Below are 15,989 nucleotides of genomic sequence, written 5' to 3'. Positions count from 1 at the left end.
CGCTTCTCAAGCGCTAAGTGTTTGTATTTAATGACTATTTCTCCTGATCCCCGCATGCGTCCGCGTTTGGCACGTCGCTTGCAACCCAGTTTGATGAGATCGGATCGTCAACCATCACCGGTTGACGAGCGGAAGGGTTGCCTTCGAGGGGAAGGCGCTCGACCGGAGCGCGGCGTATGACCGCGCCCGGTCGGGCATCGCATCGTGCCGCAGGGCAGGGAGATTTCTCCGCTGCTCACGGTCCTCGAAAATCTGAAGTCCGGCTTCGCGCCGCTTCGGCGCGGCGACCGCAACATTCCTTCGCATGTCTTCGAGGTGTTTGCGGTGCTGAGGCAGATGCCTTCGCGGCGCGGCGGCGACCTGTGCGGTGACCAGCGGCAGCTCGCCACTCGGGCGGGCGCTGGTGAAGCGGCCGAAGCTACGCACGCCGTCGCCGGTCTCGCGATGCAGAATAGATTCCTCGTGCGGACGCCTAGATCATTGCGGATTATGCACCGTTAATGACGCTTCCAAGTAACGGAATGGATCCTTGGGTCTTCGCTCCGGTTCGAGTCGTTACGCGGAAGGATGACGAAGTGTTCGACGGCTCTGGCGCGACCAATAGCGCATGCTAGTCTTTCATGGCCTTGGTGAGTCGGGCTCTTTCCGTATCAGTCGAGATGAAGGGGGATGGCGCGGGCTCCGCCCGCAAGGTCCGCGCAAGCAAGCCTGCCTAGCTTTCCCCGCAGTGATTGTCGGTCGATGCGTCCAACAAAAGCTTGCCAGGGGAAGGCGATGGAACGTTTTGTCGAGGACTATCAGAAGCGGCGGCTGACCGAGCGGGTCGATATCATGACGGCGATCAACATCCTGATGTCGCAGGGCTACGACGAGGATGATCTGCTCGGCGAAATAACCAAGGTTTTTTACGTCGACCTCGACGCCTATAACGAAGTGATCGGGCACCACTGACGGTTTGAGCAGCAAGACTTCAACCGTTCCGGAATTGCTCTGAGCTTCAGGCGCTGCGGTGGATGTCGAGCACGCGGCTGCGAGCGAAGACTCCGACATTCCGTAAGGTCAGAGGACGAACACCGACAACAGCAGTATGATGCCGACCGCCATCATCACCAGACCTGGCCAATTCTGAGACAGGCCGAGGAAACGGAGTCCGCGTCGCCGCGGCTCCAGTGTGGGGCCTGGTGTTGCCAGGTTCGGCGCCGGACGGTCCGGCGCTGTAGATGCCGGGTCACTCAGGCGTCCGCGCCTCAAAGTGGCGCCTGCCATGTAGACGACGCCTGCGATGGTAAGCAACGCACCGAGGATGACGGTCATCTTCCCTCGCTCCTTTCCGACGCTGCGGGATGTGGCGAGCGTTTCGCGAGGGTCGCCGTACCGAATCTTTCGGCGAGATAACCCTCCGCCGACCTCGCGATCGGCTGGGACAGAACGGTCAACATGGCCGGCAGGTTCCGACAAGCCAACCGCCGACGGCGTTCCGCGCCGGGCAAACTTCCGGCGTTCCAACAAAGAGCCGCGGCAGTTTAGGCCGCCACCCGCTTCATCAGCGCCATGGCACCGGAGGGCGCGCGCACCTTGCCCTCGCTTATGAAATAGGCGAACACGTCGCGCGGCTTGACCGGCGCGTCGGTCTTGGGATCGGCGCGCGGCAGGTCGGCCGGCTGCCTGCCTTCCGCCCAGGTCTTGACGCGGCCGGCCCATTCGTCGAGCCCTTTCGGCGTGTAGCAATCGGGATTGTCGTCGCTGCCGGTTTGCAGGCGCGCATAGACGAAATCGCCGGTGACGTCGGCGATCGCCGGATATTTGGCGTGGTCGGCATAGACGATGGCGGCATTGTATTTGCGCGCCAGAGCCGGAAATTCCGGCACGATGAAGCTGTCATGCCGCACTTCGAGCGCATGGCGCAGCGGCACGCCGTCCTGTTTCTCGGGCAGCAGCTTCAGGAAGGCCTCGAGATCGTCCGCATCGAACTTCTTTGTCGGCGCGAACTGCCACAGGATCGGTCCCAGTTTGTCGCCGAGCGCGACAATGCCCGAGCCGAGGAAGCGCATTATCGATTCCCCGGCCTCGCCGAGCACGCGGCGGTTGGTGACGAAGCGGTTGCCCTTGAGCGAAAAGACGAAGCCGTCCGGCGTATCGTTCGCCCACTTGACGAAGGTCGGCTCCTTGAAGCTGGAATAATAGGTGCCGTTGACCTCGATGCTCGGCACCTGGCGGCTGGCATAGTGCAACTGCTTGGCCTTGGCTAGCTTGTCCGGATAGAAGGAGGTGTCCCAGGGCTCGAAGGTCCAGCCGCCCATGCCGGAGCGGATCTTGCCTTGGCTCATCGTCTTCCTCCTCCGAGTTTTGAATGCGGCTCAGGCTGCTTTGTCGACCGGCTTGGCCATGTCGACCAATATCCATCCTGGCCGGTAAGGGTTGGCGCGGCGACCCGTTTCCCGATAGCCGTAAGCCGAATAGAGCGCGATGTTCCGCTCCATGCGCGAATTGGTGTAGAGCCGCACCTCCGGCACGCCCCATGACCGCGCCTGCTCGTCGGCGAAGTCGAGCAGCGCGATGCCGAGTTTCCTGCCCTGGAAGGCCGGCGAAACGGCAACGCTGAAGATCATGGCATGATCGTCGTGCCGCTCGAGGACAAGCAGCCCGGCCAGATCGGAACCATCCTCCAGCAGCCAGACCTCGCCGCGCGCAATGCGGGGTGCATAGTCCTCGGTCACCGGGATCGGTGGCGCGCCGAACAGGGCGGTATAGGGGCGTAGGCGTCCGTGGTTATCGCGACGACAGCTTGGAGATCACCTGCAAGCGCTTGCCTGATCTTCATTTGAGACTGTTCCAAACGCTTGCCGACCCACTCGCTCACTCGGCCGCTTCGCGCTTGCCCCCGGGGCGCCGCTCCAGAAGCTCCTTCAGGAACTGGCCGGTGTAGCTGCGCTTTTCGCGCACGATCGCTTCCGGGGTGCCGGAGGCGACCAGCTCGCCGCCACCGTCGCCGCCCTCGGGGCCGAGGTCGAGCACCCAGTCGGCTGTCTTGATGACTTCGAGATTGTGCTCGATCACCACCACCGTGTTGCCCTGGTCGACCAGCTCATGCAGCACTTCGAGCAGCTTGGCGACGTCGTGGAAATGCAGGCCGGTGGTCGGCTCGTCGAGGATGTAGAGCGTCTTACCGGTCGCCTTGCGCGACAGTTCCTTGGCCAGCTTGATGCGCTGCGCCTCGCCGCCGGACAGCGTCGTGGCCTGCTGGCCGATATGGATGTAGCCGAGCCCGACCTGCTTCAGCGTATCGAGCTTGTCGCGCACGCCGGGCACCGCCGAGAAGAACTCGACGCCTTCCTCGACCGTCATGTCGAGCACGTCGGCGATCGACTTGCCCTTGAACAGCACGTCCAGCGTCTCGCGGTTGTAGCGCTTGCCATGGCAGACGTCGCAGGTGACGTAGACGTCGGGCAGGAAGTGCATCTCGATCTTGATGACGCCGTCGCCCTGACAGGCCTCGCAGCGGCCGCCCTTGACGTTGAAGGAGAAACGGCCCGGCTGATAGCCGCGGGCCTTGGCCTCCGGCAGACCGGCGAACCAATCGCGGATCGGCGTGAAGGCGCCGGTATAAGTGGCGGGGTTGGAGCGCGGCGTGCGGCCAATCGGCGACTGGTCGATATCGATGACCTTGTCGAGGAACTCCAGGCCCTCGATGCGATCATGCTCGGCCGGATGCTCGCGCGAGCCCATGATGCGGCGTGAGGCCGCCTTGAACAGCGTCTCGATCAGGAAGGTCGACTTGCCGCCGCCGGAGACGCCGGTGACGCAGGTGAAAGTGCCGAGCGGGATCTCCGCCGTGACGTTCTTCAAATTGTTGCCGCGCGCGCCGATGACCTTGATACGCCGGTTCTTTTTCGCCTCGCGGCGCACCGCCGGCGTCGCGACCTCGAGCTCGCCCGACAAATACTTGCCGGTGATCGAGGCGGGCGTCGCCATGATCTGCTGCGGCGTGCCTTGCGCGATGATCTCACCGCCATGGATGCCGGCGGCGGGGCCGATATCGACGACATAGTCGGCATGCAGGATGGCGTCCTCGTCATGCTCGACGACGATCACCGTGTTGCCGATGTCGCGCAGGTGCTTCAGCGTATCGAGCAGGCGCGCATTGTCGCGTTGGTGCAGACCGATAGACGGCTCGTCCAGCACGTAGAGCACGCCCGTCAAGCCGGAGCCGATCTGCGAAGCCAAACGAATGCGCTGGCTCTCGCCGCCCGACAGCGTGCCGGAATTGCGCGACAACGTCAGATAGTCGAGGCCGACATCGTTCAAGAAACGCAGGCGCTCGCGGATTTCCTTCAGCACCCGGACGGCGATCTCATTCTGCTTCTCGTTGAGCTGCGCCGGCAGATCGGTGAACCACCGGTCGGCCTTGCGGATCGACAGCTCCGTGACCTCGCCGATGTGCCTGCCGGCGATCTTGACCGAGAGCGCTTCCGGCTTCAGCCGGTAGCCGTTGCAGGCGGGGCAGGGGGTGGCCGACATGAAGCGCTCGATCTCCTCGCGCATCCAGGCCGATTCCGTTTCCTTCCAGCGCCGGTCGAGGTTGGGGATGACGCCCTCGAAAGTCTTGATCGTTTTGTAGGAGCGCAGGCCGTCGTCATACTGGAAGGTGATCTCGCGCTCGCCCGTGCCGTGCAGCACCGCCTGCTGCGCCTCGGCGCTCAGATCCTTGAACTTGTCGCCGAGCTTGAAGCCATAGGCCTTGCCCAAGGCCTCAAGTGTCTGCGCGTAATAGGGCGAGGTCGATTTCGCCCACGGGCTGATGGCGCCGTCGCGCAGCGAGACCTTCTCGTCCGGCACAATGAGGTTGGCGTCGATGGCGCGCTGGCTGCCGAGGCCGTCGCAGGTCGGGCAGGCGCCGAACGGATTGTTGAAGGAGAACAGCCTGGGCTCGATCTCGGGAATGGTGAAGCCGGACACCGGGCAGGCGAATTTTTCCGAGAACATGATGCGCTCATGCGTCTCGTTCTTCGACTTGTTGACCGAGTCCTCGCCCGTCTGGCTGGCGTCGAGCGGCTTGTCGGCGAACTCGGCCACCGCAAGCCCGTCGGCCAGCTTCAGCGCCGTCTCCATCGAATCCGCAAGCCGCGTCGCCAGATCGCCGCGAACTACGATGCGGTCGACGACCACGTCGATGTCGTGCTTGTATTTCTTGTCCAGCGCCGGCACGTCGGCGATCTCGTAGAAGACGCCGTCGACCTTGACGCGCTGGAACCCCTTCTTCTGCAGCTCCAGAAGTTCCTTGCGGTATTCGCCCTTGCGGCCGCGCACGATCGGCGCCAGCAGGTAGAGACGCGTGCCCTCGTCCAGCGCCAGCACGCGGTCAACCATCTGGCTGACCGTCTGGCTTTCGATCGGCAGGCCGGTGGCCGGCGAATAGGGAATGCCGACGCGGGCGAAGAGCAGGCGCATATAGTCGTAGATTTCGGTGACGGTGCCGACTGTCGAGCGCGGGTTGCGCGACGTCGTCTTCTGCTCGATCGAGATGGCGGGAGACAAGCCGTCGATCTGGTCGACGTCCGGCTTCTGCATCATTTCCAGGAACTGGCGGGCATAGGCCGAAAGGCTTTCGACATAGCGACGCTGACCCTCGGCATAGATGGTGTCGAAGGCAAGCGACGACTTGCCGGATCCCGACAGGCCGGTCATGACGATCAGGCTGTCGCGCGGCAGGTCGAGATCGACATTCTTGAGATTGTGTTCGCGCGCGCCGCGAATGGAAAGATATTTTTGGTCGGCCATCGCCGGTCGCCGCCTCAGGTCTGGAATTTGCTGGATTGGCGGGTTTGTCCCGGCCATCCCCTATGTAGGTAATCTCGTCGCCGCGTCGAGAGACGCCACAATCTCGACCAAAGCGTTTAACCGCCTTTCGCGCGAGCGGGCAAGCGGAAAGAACAAAGGCCGAACACCCTCCTGACAAAGCGCTGTGGAAACAGCGGCTGCAAAAACCGTCGCGACCGATCAGTCGAAGGCATTCGACTTACCTGGACGTACCTCCGATCGATCACATTTTTCTGTAACCGGCTCTTCAACGGTTGACGTCTCGGACCCATGGGGGCAGTCTCAAAGGCGTCAACGAAGCCGGCCGTCTGTCGATGGCCTCGTCACCCAGAGGTGGCCTGCGAGACGCCGCAGGCTTCAGCGATTTGCGCTTCGGACGACATTGCCACAACGGACCAGGAGCGGAGCATGACGCCACCGGACAGTCCCTTGAGGCTCCACGAAGCGATGGAGCCGCGGCGGGCATAGTGCCAGGGTAGGCGTGAGCGCCTCCCGAAAAACGTGACCTGCCGATTCCTACAATCAGAGACCATAGTCGGATCGTCGGCTGAAAGCCGCGTTGCATCCGAAACAGAACGCCGGCAGTCCACTCCCGGCTAAAATTGGGTTTCAGATCCATGAAAGCCCCGTCCACCTGCGGAAGCAGTGGCGGGGCTTGCATTTTGCGAGCCGGAGATCCGTCGCTGGCGTCCGCAATGCGGGGTAAGCTTCAGTGGTTGGGAGGCCTGATGCCACCCGTTGCCATGTCGATGGTTATGCTGCCCGAAATCCTGACATCGGTGTCGCCGATCTTGAACGTGCCGTTGCTGCCGGCTGGCAGTGAGTCGTCAGGCTCGGGCTGCGGCGCGGGCTTGGCGATACGGTAGTCGCTGCTCACGCCGGGCAGTTTTTGTGTCGAATTGTCGTCGGCAAAAGCGGCGGTGCCGACCGCAAGCACGCCGGCGACTGCGACAACGGCAAAACCCAGATTCGTCAAGGAACGGGCTCGGATCATGCGCGAACTATAGAGGCGCGCCGAAGGCGAGGCCAGACGCGCCGCAATCAATTTGCCGCGCGGTCAGGCCGCCTTCTTGCGCGTGTCGTAGACATGGTCGACGAGGCCCCAGGCCTTCGCTTCCTCGGCGGTCATGAAATAGTCGCGGTCGAGCGTGCGCTCGACCTCGTCATAGCTCCGGCCGCAATGCTTGGCGTAAAGTTCCGTCATGTGGCGCTTGGTGCGCAGGATGTCCTCGGCGTGGCGCTGGATGTCGGAGGCCTGGCCCTGGAAGCCGCCGAGCGGCTGATGCAGCACGATCCTGGTGTTGGGCAGCGCGATGCGCCGGCCGGGCGAGCCTGCCATCAACAGGAACGAGCCCATCGAGGCGGCAAAGCCCATGCACACCGTCGACACTGGGCAGGAGATGTACTGCATGGTGTCGTAGATGGCGAAGCCGCTGGTCACCACGCCGCCCGGCGAGTTGATGTAGATCGATATCTCCTTGTCGGGATGGTCCGATTCCAGCGACAGGAGCTGCGCGCAGACCAGCGCCGACACGCCGTCATTGATCTCGCCGTTGATGAAAACGATGCGTTCGCGGAGCAGCCGCGAGAAAATGTCGAAGGCGCGTTCGCCGCGGCTCGACTGCTCGATCACCATCGGCACGAGATTGGCAAAGGCGCTCATCGCAGATCTCCTCGGTTCTTTGGTCAAGCCGCGCGCAGCATCATGCTTGGCGCGTTGGCGGCAGCTGGGCTCTTGCGCGTGTGGAGCGAAATCCCGCAGCCGGCGCTGGAAACGGCGACGACAGGTTGCGCGACCGTCGCGAAACCATCATGGAGGATGCTGAGATGCGTGCCGCCGGAAACCGTGCGCGCGAGCGTGAAGGTGACAATGCTGTCGAAGATGGGACCGTCGAATGCCGGTAGCCGGTCGGCAGCGTCCTCGCCCGGTCGCTCGCGCCAGGAATAGCGCAGCAGCTTGCCGGGCTCGGCCTCGAGCACTTCGCACTCGATCGGCGCGTTTGGTCCGGCAAAGGCAAAGCGCTCGCCGATCGCTGGCTTGATGTCGTTGGGCATCAGCCAGGCGGCGAGCAGTTCCGGCTCGGTGAGCGCCCGCCAGACTTTTTCCGGCGGATCGGGAAGCTCGCATTCGAAGCTGAGCGGCGCGTTGGCCGCTGCCGGGTGTTTGGTAGTCGTCATTGGTCCATTTCCTTCAGAACCCGCTTCAAACGCTCGATGCGCTCCGGCCAGAAGGCGCGGTAGCGTTCGATCCAGCCGAGCAAGGGATCGAGCCCTTGAGGGTCGGCGCGGTAATAGGCGTTGCGACCGGCGCGCCGCTCGATCACCAGTCCGGCGCCGCGCAGCACGGCAAGATGCTGCGAGACGGCCGGCTGCGACACGCTCACGCCGGCGCGCAGCTCGGACACCGTCAATTCGCCGGCCGCGAGACGCTCGTAGACGGCGCGGCGTGTCGGATCGGCCAGGGCCCGGAAAATCTCTGCTTCGATCATGCGCAAAGCATAAGTCGATACTTATTGGTTTGGCAAGCGCCGTTTTAGGCCGTCCAGCGTCTCACCGGCTCCGCCGCTCCGTCGAAGCTTGCCTCGAAGATTGGCGATGCGAGCACGGCATGAATGTGAAGCGTGCCGGAAGCCACGTTTCCATGCTTGCGGTGCGCGGGAATGATCAGGGACTGCCCGGCGGCAAGCACGGCCCGTCGGTCGTCGACCCACATTTCGGCTTCGCCGGTAATCACCGTCAGTACTTCCTCGACTTTATGCGCATGCGTTGGTGCGCCGGAACCCGGTCCGACCCACTGCTCGAATATGCAAAGGCCAGCCGCGCCATTGGCGGCGGCAACATGCATGCGGGTTTCGATCCCGGCGCGCCACGTTTCGCGCGGCTGATCCTCATGCGAAACAATGTTCATTCCGATGTTCCCCTTTGTTTCCTGCCCAGGAATACTACCTGTTGCTGACATTCCTTGACAGAAACAGCGGTCAAGACTAGAACGAATAGAGAACAAAAACCTTGTGGGAAAAGCCAGCCTTCACGGGCATGGGCGAACCACAGGCTGTAAGGTGAGCGACTTAAAATTTGTTTCGGATGAGCGCGGAGAAGTATGATGGCGGGTAGCGTCAACAAGGTCATTCTGGTCGGCAATCTCGGGGCGGACCCTGAAATCCGCCGCCTGAATTCGGGCGACCCGGTCGTCAACATCCGCATCGCCACGTCGGAAAGCTGGCGCGACAAGAATTCCGGGGAGCGCAAGGAAAAGACGGAGTGGCACAATGTGGTCATCTTCAACGACCAGCTCGCCAAGGTGGCGGAGCAGTATTTGAAGAAGGGCATGAAGGTCTATGTCGAGGGCCAACTGCAGACGCGCAAATGGCAGGACCAGACCGGCAACGATCGCTACACGACCGAGGTCGTACTGCAGAAATTCCGTGGCGAGCTGCAGATGCTCGACGCGCGCGGCGAAGGCGGCGGTCAAGTCGGCAGTTATGCCGGCGGCGGCAACAGCCGGGGTTCCGATTTCGGCCAGTCGGGCCCGAACGAAGGCTTCAGCCGTGGCGGCGGTGGCGGTTCCAGGGGCGGTGGCGGTGGTTCGTCGCGCGAGCTGGATGACGAGATTCCGTTCTGAAGGTCTCGCAATCGTCGTTTGAGGGGAAGGCGCGATGTCGCTCGGACCGTTGCTGACAGCGCCTCCTCCCATTCCATGGCACGCGTTCGCCGCCTTCGCCGCGCTGGCGATAGGCGGGGCGCAACTGGCATTGCCGAAAGGCACGACACGCCACCGCGTCTTGGGCTATGCCTGGGCCGCGCTGATGCTGGTCGTCGCCGTCTCGAGCTTCTGGATCCAGCAGATACGCTTGATCGGGCCGTTCAGCCCGATCCACATCCTGTCGATCCTGGTGGTTGTCACCGCCCCGCTGGCGGTCTGGTATGCGCACACCCATAAAGTGGCCGCGCATCGCAGCGCCATGATCAAGCTCTACCTATTCGCGCTGATCGGCGCCGGCATCTTCACGTTGCTGCCCGGCCGCATCATGCACACGGTCGTATTCGGCCAATAAACAATTTCCAGCGAAAGTGCGTCGCGGTTTTCCGTCCGGAATTGCCTATAGTTGACAGTTGCAGCGATAGTCCGCTGCAAAGCAGCGTTTAAGGAAGATCATCGTGAAAGCACGCGTCAAATGGGTTGAGGAACGCACCTTTGTCGGCGAGTCCGGCAGCGGTCACAAAGTCGTGCTGGGCACGGCGCATGGGCCGGAAGGCCGGACGCCAGGGCCGAGCCCAATGGAGCTGGTGCTGATCGGCACCGGCGGCTGCTCGGCCTACGACGTGGTCCATATCCTCGAAAAAGGTCGCGAGGCGGTCGAGGACTGCGTGGTCGAGCTGGACGCGGATCGTGCCGAGACGGAACCGCGCGTCTTCACCCGCATCCACATGCATTTCATCGTCAAGGGTCGCGCGCTGTCGCGCGACAAGGTGAAAAGGGCGATCGACCTGTCGATCGAGAAATACTGCTCGGCCACCGCCATGATGGCCAAGACGGCGGCCGTCACGCATGATTTCGAGGTGGTCGATACAGCAGTGAAATAAGGCAGTAGGGATGCTGCTCAGGCAGCCATCAGCGCCCTGACGCCGTCGGCGACGAACTGCACCGCAAGCGCCGCCAGGATGACGCCGAGCAGCCTCGTCAGGATCGAGCGGCCGGTCTGGCCGAGGATGCGGTCGATGCGCTCCGCCAGCACGAACACCAGAAAGGTGAGCACAAGACAGATCGCGATGATGCCGACCAGCGCCGCTTGCGCGGCAAAGCCCTCGAAGTGTCCTGACAGCAGCACTGTCGCCGATATCGCGCCGGGACCGGCGATCAGCGGGATCGCCAGCGGAAAGGCGGCGATGTTGTGGATCATGTCCTTGGTGATGGCAACGTCGCCGATCTTCTCCTTGCGGTCCTGACGGCGCTCGAACACCATTTCGAAGGCGATGAAGAAAAGCAGGAAGCCGCCGGCGACGCGGAAGGCCGGCAGCGTGATGCCGAACACCGACAGGATCGACGCGCCGGCTACGGCGAACAACGCCATCACCAGAAAGCCGATCACCGAAGCTCGCACCGAGACCTGCTGGCGCTCGTCCCGGTTCATGCCACGCGTGACGGCGAGGAAGAGCGGTGCCAGCCCGGGCGGATCGATGGTCACCAGGATGGTGACGAAGGCGTTGAACAGGGTGTCGAAGCTCGGCATCGCTGGTCCCCTCCCGCCTGGCGAAGCCCAAGCCCTGCATTCGTAGAGCAAAGCGGGAGCGGTGGGAACAGGACGGGAGGATTTCAGCCGGCTATTCAGCTTTGCTGCAATAAGCCTCGAGCCGGTAGCCGTCGGGGTCGATTACGAAGGCGGCATAGTAGTTGTCGCCATAGGCGGCGCGCAGGCCGGGCCGGCCATTGTCCTTGCCACCCGCAAGCAAGGCCGCCGCATGGAAAGCGTCGACGCCGGCGCGTGTCGGTGCGGCAAAGCAGAAATGCAGGCCGGAGTGCGCGTCGGCCGGGACCGGCCGGCCGGCCTCGTTGACCCAGAGTTCTACGGTCTTGGCGCCGTAGCCGAGCGAGCCGGGTGACTGGCTGAGGCACGAGTAGCCGAGGGGCTCCAAAGCGGCGTCGTAGAACCGTTTCGAGGCGTCGCAGTCGCGGACGCCGATCGAGATATGGTCAAGCATCGTTTTCTCCATGATTACAGGTGGTTGATCGGTCAGGCTGGAGTCGAGCGCCGCGCCAGGAACTCGACCTCCATGCGCCAGGTTTTGCCGCCGTCATGCGAACGCTCGCCAAGCCAGCGGAAGGCGTTCTCGGTGATGTGCGAAAAGCTCCAGCGCACCGAGGAGCCGGTGCCGTCGGCGCCGATCTGCACGATCGTGTCGCCTTCGGCGCGGCCGAGCTGGCGGCTGTAATACTGGTTGCGCGGATCGCTCCAGAAGATATGCCAGGCGTCCGCACCGGGGTCGTAGACGCGCAACGTCATGCCGTAGAAGGTCCATGGCCCGAGAGAGGCTTGCACCCCGGCATTCCGCGCCGGCAGGATCCAGACGTCCTGGACCGCCTTGCCCTCCAGAACCCAGCCGAAATGCACCTCGCCGCGCCCGGTTAGCCTGGTGCCGTCCTCCAGCGTGCGCGTGGCGTCGAACGTCCAGGCGCCGATGAAACGGCCGTAGAGTTTCAGCTTTTCGGCGAGATCCGGATTGGGAGCGTCGCTGTGCAGGGCTTCGGCAAAGGGATCGGTCATGGTTGCTGCCTCGTTTGTCAGGAGAGGCGGAGCAATAGGGGCATGGCGGGGTTCTGGGCTTGGGAAAAATTGCTATTTTTCGGCGATGGCGACGACTGAGAAAAACCTGGCCTCAGGGCATGGCTGGCAGGTATCCGACGTGATCTGCACGGCTCGCGCCGGCGACCGCCCGTTTGAAGAACAGCATCGCGGTTTCTGCGTCGCCGCCGTGACCAGGGGCACGTTCCGCTACCGGACGCGCCAGGGCACGGCAATGCTTGCTCCAGGCGCCATCCTGCTCGGCAATCCGGGCGCCTGCTACGAGTGCGGCCACGAGCACGGCGCGGGCGACCGCTGCCTCTCCTTCCATTTTTCGCCGGCCTATATGGAGCGCGTCGTCGCCGATGTGCCGGGCGCAAGCCGGCTCGGCTTTGCCGACCCACGCCTGCCGCCCTTGCCGGTGCTGGCGCCGTTGCTGGCGCAAGCGGAGGCGGCGCAGCAAACGGGCGACGGCGAGGCGTTCGAGGAACTCGGTCTGCGCATTGCCTGCGCGGTGGTCGGGGCTGCGGCCAATTCGTCCGAGGTTGCCCGGACACCCAGCCCCCGCGACCAGAAACGCGTAGCCGAGGCGGTGCGTTTGATCGAGCTCAACGCCGATCGCCCGCTTTCGCTGACCGAACTCGCCGACGGCACGGCGACCAGCCCGTATCATTTCCTGCGCACGTTCCGTCATGTCGCCGGCATGACGCCCTATCAGTTCCTGTTGAGGACCAGGCTGCATCGGGCCGCGGTGCGGCTGTGCGCGTCGAACGAAGCGATCTCGACAATTGCTTTCGATGCCGGCTTCAACGACCTTTCGACCTTCAACCGGAGGTTCCGGCGCGAGATGGGAGAAGCGCCCGGCGCCTACCGCTGCAAACGGGCGGGCGGACGCGGGCATTAGCCAAGGCCGTTCGAGATCGACTTGGCCTGCGAGCTCAAAGTGTGGCTTCGGCCATATCGTCGCAATCAGCGGTATCCATTTGAAATTGCCGCCGAAATTGTCTTTGGAAAAGTGTCGTAGCCATTGGAGTTTCAGCCCGGCTTCCTATATAAGCGGCGAGTGATTCCCGACTGGATTGTGACCTGATTTGACCGACCAGAAGACACCGCGCGGGCCGGAGGGCGGCCCCACCGGCATCGAGCCGATTTCGATCATCGAGGAGATGCAGCGCTCCTATCTCGATTACGCCATGAGCGTGATCGTCAGTCGGGCGCTGCCCGACGTGCGCGACGGCCTGAAGCCGGTGCACCGCCGCATCCTCTATGCCTCGCATGAGAGCGGCTACCACTGGAACCGCAAATATGTGAAGTCGGCGCGCCCGGTCGCCGACGTGATGGGTAAATACCATCCGCATGGCGATGCCTCGATCTATGACGCGCTGGTGCGCATGGCCCAGGATTGGTCGCTGCGCGTGCCCCTGATCGACGGTCAGGGCAATTTCGGCTCGATCGACGGCGACCCACCGGCGGCGATGCGCTACACCGAGTCCCGGCTGACCAAGGTTGCGCATGAGCTGCTGGAGGACATTGACAAGGAAACCGTCGATTTCCAGGACACTTACGACGCCTCCGCCACCGAGCCCAAGGTGCTGCCGGCCCGCTTCCCGAACCTGCTCGTCAACGGCTCGGGCGGCATCGCTGTCGGCATGGCCACCAACATCCCGCCGCACAATCTGGCCGAAGTCTGCAACGGCGCCATCGCCATCATCGACAATCCGGCGATCGACCTGCCTGCGCTGATGGAGATCGTGCCCGGTCCGGATTTCCCGACCGGCGGCATCGTGCTTGGCCGCTCCGGCATCTACAATGCCTATTCGACGGGCCGCGGCTCGATCGTCATGCGCGGCCGCGTCAACATCGAGGCGCGCGGCAACGACCGTGAATCGATCATCATCACCGAGATTCCCTATCAGGTGAACAAGGCGGCGATGATCGAGAAGATGGCCGAACTCGTGCGCGAAAAGCGCATCGAGGGCATCTCCGACATCCGCGACGAGAGCGACCGCCAGGGCTACCGTGTCGTCGTCGAGCTCAAGCGCGAGGCCGTCGCCGACGTCATTTTGAACCAGCTTTACCGCTTCACGCCGCTGCAGACCTCGTTCGGCGCCAATATGGTCGCGCTGAACGGCGGCAAGCCGGAAGTGCTGACGCTGATCGACATGCTGAAGGCCTTTGTCGGCTTCCGCGAGGAGGTTATCAGCCGGCGCACGAAATATCTTCTGCGCAAGGCGCGCGAGCGCGCCCATGTGCTGGTCGGTCTCGCCATCGCCGTCGCCAACATCGATGAGGTGATCAAGCTGATCCGCACCGCGCCAGATCCGCAGACGGCGCGCGAGCAGTTGATGGAACGGCGCTGGCCATCGCACGACGTCGCTCCGCTGATCCAGCTGATCGATGATCCGCGCCACCGCATCAACGAGGACGGCACCTACAATCTATCCGAGGAGCAGGCCCGCGCCATCCTCGACCTGCGCCTGCAGCGCCTGACCGCGCTCGGCCGCGACGAGATCGCCGACGAGTTGAACAAGATCGGCGCTGAAATCCTTGATTACCTTGACATCTTGTCTTCTCGCGCGCGCATCCAGCAGATCGTCAAGGATGAGCTGATCGCCGTCCGCGACGAGTTCGGCACGCCGCGCCGCACGGAACTCGCCGAGGGCGGGGCGGACATGGAAGACGAAGACCTGATCCAGCGCGAGGACATGGTCGTCACGGTCAGCCATTCCGGCTACATCAAGCGCGTGCCGCTGTCGCTCTACCGGGCGCAGCGTCGCGGCGGCAAGGGCCGCTCCGGCATGTCGACCAAGGAAGAAGATTTCGTCACCCGGCTATTCGTCGCCAACACGCATACGCCGGTGCTGTTCTTCTCCTCGCGCGGCATCGTCTACAAGGAAAAGGTCTGGCGCCTGCCGGTCGGCAACCCACAGTCGCGCGGCAAGGCGCTGATCAACATGCTGCCGCTCGAGCAGGGCGAGCGCATCACCACCATCATGCCGCTGCCGGAGGACGAGACGAGCTGGGGCGAGCTCGACGTGATGTTCGCAACCACGCGCGGCACCGTGCGACGCAACAAGCTGTCCGACTTCGTCCAGGTCAACCGCAACGGCAAGATCGCCATGAAGCTGGAGGAAGAAGGCGACGAAATCCTCGGCGTCGAGACCTGCACGGACAATGACGACGTGCTGCTGACGGCGAATTCCGGCCAGTGCATCCGCTTCTCGGTCTCCGATGTGCGCGTCTTCCAGAGCCGCAATTCCGTCGGCGTGCGCGGCATCGCCATGGCCGAAACCGACCGCGTGATCTCGATGTCGGTGATCGAACATGTCGATGCTTCACCGGCTGAGCGCGCGGCCTATCTCAAGCGTGCGGCATCCGAGCGTCGGCTTGCCGCCGGCGGTGCGGCCGAGGAGGAAGAGATCGCGCTGACCAATGAGGAGATCGGCGAGGAAGCCGAGCTTTCCGACGAGCGCTACGAATTCCTCAAGATGCACGAGCAGCTTGTGCTGACGGTGACCGAATACGGCTACGGCAAGCGTTCCTCGTCCTATGATTTCCGCCTGACGGGTCGCGGCGGCAAGGGCATCCGCGCCACGGATGTCTCGAAAGTGGCCGAGATCGGCCGGCTGGTCGCGACCTTCCCGGTCGGCAACGACGATCAGATCATGCTGGTATCGGATGGCGGCACCGTCATCCGGGTCCCGGTCGATGGCATCCGCTTCGCCAGCCGCGCCACCAAGGGCGTGACCATCTTCAACACCGCCGAGGGTGAGAAGGTGGTGTCGGTCGAGCGGATTTCGGAGCCGCAGTCGGACGAGGAAGCCGAGGAAGCGCCTTCGGGTGAAGCCGACACTGCAGAAGATCCGGGCGAGGGAAATCCCGAATAGCCTT

General features: G+C 63.4%; 17 protein-coding genes and 2 pseudogenes. 7 read left to right on the top strand and 12 right to left on the bottom strand.

Annotated elements, in window-relative coordinates; translation table 11 throughout:
* Positions 1-87: 87 nt before the first annotated feature.
* Together CK218_RS31465 and CK218_RS11845 are read left to right on the top strand one after the other, a co-directional pair.
* Positions 88-421: pseudogene (locus CK218_RS31465) on the top strand (ATP-binding cassette domain-containing protein); the annotation flags it as partial.
* A 353-nt stretch (positions 422-774) separates the two neighbouring features.
* Positions 775-951 (top strand): hypothetical protein, encoded by a 177-nt coding sequence (locus CK218_RS11845; protein WP_082953673.1) that lies wholly within the window; start codon positions 775-777, stop codon positions 949-951.
* A 108-nt stretch (positions 952-1,059) separates the two neighbouring features.
* Here the strand turns inward: CK218_RS11845 and CK218_RS11840 are convergent, their stop codons facing one another.
* The 9 genes and pseudogenes from CK218_RS11840 to CK218_RS11800 form a co-directional block, all read right to left on the bottom strand.
* Positions 1,060-1,314: a hypothetical protein gene (locus CK218_RS11840; protein ID WP_067320133.1), complete on the bottom strand. Its 255-nt coding sequence runs from the start codon at positions 1,312-1,314 to the stop codon at positions 1,060-1,062.
* Positions 1,315-1,523: 209 nt separating this feature from the next.
* Complete coding sequence (locus CK218_RS11835; protein ID WP_095827801.1) at positions 1,524-2,327, bottom strand: DUF72 domain-containing protein; 804 nt, start codon at positions 2,325-2,327, stop codon at positions 1,524-1,526.
* 30 nt (positions 2,328-2,357) lie between these two features.
* Positions 2,358-2,821: pseudogene (locus CK218_RS11830) on the bottom strand (GNAT family N-acetyltransferase).
* Positions 2,822-2,856: 35 nt separating this feature from the next.
* Complete coding sequence (uvrA, locus tag CK218_RS11825; protein ID WP_095827800.1) at positions 2,857-5,778, bottom strand: excinuclease ABC subunit UvrA; 2,922 nt, start codon at positions 5,776-5,778, stop codon at positions 2,857-2,859.
* A 748-nt stretch (positions 5,779-6,526) separates the two neighbouring features.
* Positions 6,527-6,793 (bottom strand): hypothetical protein, encoded by a 267-nt coding sequence (locus CK218_RS11820; protein WP_245434991.1) that lies wholly within the window; start codon positions 6,791-6,793, stop codon positions 6,527-6,529.
* Positions 6,794-6,874: 81 nt separating this feature from the next.
* Positions 6,875-7,480: an ATP-dependent Clp protease proteolytic subunit gene (locus tag CK218_RS11815; RefSeq protein ID WP_095780566.1), complete on the bottom strand. Its 606-nt coding sequence runs from the start codon at positions 7,478-7,480 to the stop codon at positions 6,875-6,877.
* 23 nt (positions 7,481-7,503) lie between these two features.
* Positions 7,504-7,995, bottom strand: a complete 492-nt coding sequence (locus tag CK218_RS11810) for an SRPBCC domain-containing protein (RefSeq protein ID WP_095827798.1) — start codon at positions 7,993-7,995, stop codon at positions 7,504-7,506.
* A complete protein-coding gene (locus tag CK218_RS11805; protein ID WP_067319753.1) occupies positions 7,992-8,306 on the bottom strand; it encodes a metalloregulator ArsR/SmtB family transcription factor in 315 nt (104 codons plus the stop codon). The genes CK218_RS11810 and CK218_RS11805 overlap by 4 nt, the downstream gene beginning before the upstream one ends.
* 44 nt (positions 8,307-8,350) lie before the next feature.
* A complete protein-coding gene (locus CK218_RS11800) occupies positions 8,351-8,725 on the bottom strand; it encodes a cupin domain-containing protein (RefSeq protein ID WP_245434988.1) in 375 nt (124 codons plus the stop codon).
* Positions 8,726-8,920: 195 nt separating this feature from the next.
* Here CK218_RS11800 and CK218_RS11795 point away from each other — a divergent pair, with 195 nt between their 5' ends.
* The 3 genes from CK218_RS11795 (at position 8,921) to CK218_RS11785 (ending at position 10,401) form a co-directional block, all read left to right on the top strand.
* A complete protein-coding gene (locus CK218_RS11795) occupies positions 8,921-9,439 on the top strand; it encodes a single-stranded DNA-binding protein (protein ID WP_067319755.1) in 519 nt (172 codons plus the stop codon).
* Positions 9,440-9,473: 34 nt separating this feature from the next.
* Positions 9,474-9,872, top strand: coding sequence for a DUF2306 domain-containing protein (locus CK218_RS11790; protein ID WP_095777763.1), 399 nt, complete (start codon positions 9,474-9,476; stop codon positions 9,870-9,872).
* Positions 9,873-9,975: 103 nt separating this feature from the next.
* Positions 9,976-10,401 carry an OsmC family protein gene (locus CK218_RS11785; protein ID WP_095777762.1) on the top strand — a complete coding sequence of 142 codons (426 nt, stop codon included), beginning with the start codon at positions 9,976-9,978 and terminating at the stop codon, positions 10,399-10,401.
* A 17-nt stretch (positions 10,402-10,418) separates the two neighbouring features.
* On the opposite strand, the gene CK218_RS11780 is transcribed toward CK218_RS11785, so the two are convergent.
* The 3 genes from CK218_RS11780 to CK218_RS11770 all read right to left on the bottom strand — a co-directional run bounded on the left by CK218_RS11780 (position 10,419) and on the right by CK218_RS11770 (position 12,080).
* Positions 10,419-11,048 carry a MarC family protein gene (locus CK218_RS11780; RefSeq protein WP_066992466.1) on the bottom strand — a complete coding sequence of 210 codons (630 nt, stop codon included), beginning with the start codon at positions 11,046-11,048 and terminating at the stop codon, positions 10,419-10,421.
* Between the two features lie 91 nt (positions 11,049-11,139).
* On the bottom strand, positions 11,140-11,517 hold the full coding sequence (locus CK218_RS11775) for a VOC family protein (protein ID WP_095780564.1): 378 nt from the start codon (positions 11,515-11,517) through the stop codon (positions 11,140-11,142).
* A 32-nt stretch (positions 11,518-11,549) separates the two neighbouring features.
* The gene (locus CK218_RS11770; protein ID WP_095780563.1) at positions 11,550-12,080 is read right to left on the bottom strand and encodes a hypothetical protein; all 531 of its coding nucleotides are present in this window, start codon (positions 12,078-12,080) and stop codon (positions 11,550-11,552) included.
* An 85-nt stretch (positions 12,081-12,165) separates the two neighbouring features.
* Between CK218_RS11770 and CK218_RS11765 the strand changes: the two genes are divergently transcribed.
* Both CK218_RS11765 and gyrA read left to right on the top strand, forming a co-directional pair.
* On the top strand, positions 12,166-13,002 hold the full coding sequence (locus tag CK218_RS11765; protein ID WP_095780562.1) for an AraC family transcriptional regulator: 837 nt from the start codon (positions 12,166-12,168) through the stop codon (positions 13,000-13,002).
* A 187-nt stretch (positions 13,003-13,189) separates the two neighbouring features.
* Complete coding sequence (gene gyrA, locus CK218_RS11760; RefSeq protein WP_066992478.1) at positions 13,190-15,985, top strand: DNA gyrase subunit A; 2,796 nt, start codon at positions 13,190-13,192, stop codon at positions 15,983-15,985.
* Positions 15,986-15,989 lie beyond the last annotated feature (4 nt).

Source organism: Mesorhizobium sp. WSM3879, assembly GCF_002294915.1.
GTDB lineage: Bacteria > Pseudomonadota > Alphaproteobacteria > Rhizobiales > Rhizobiaceae > Mesorhizobium.
Note: the sequence above shows the minus strand (reverse complement) of the source record. Positions and strands in the feature narration are given on the sequence as shown.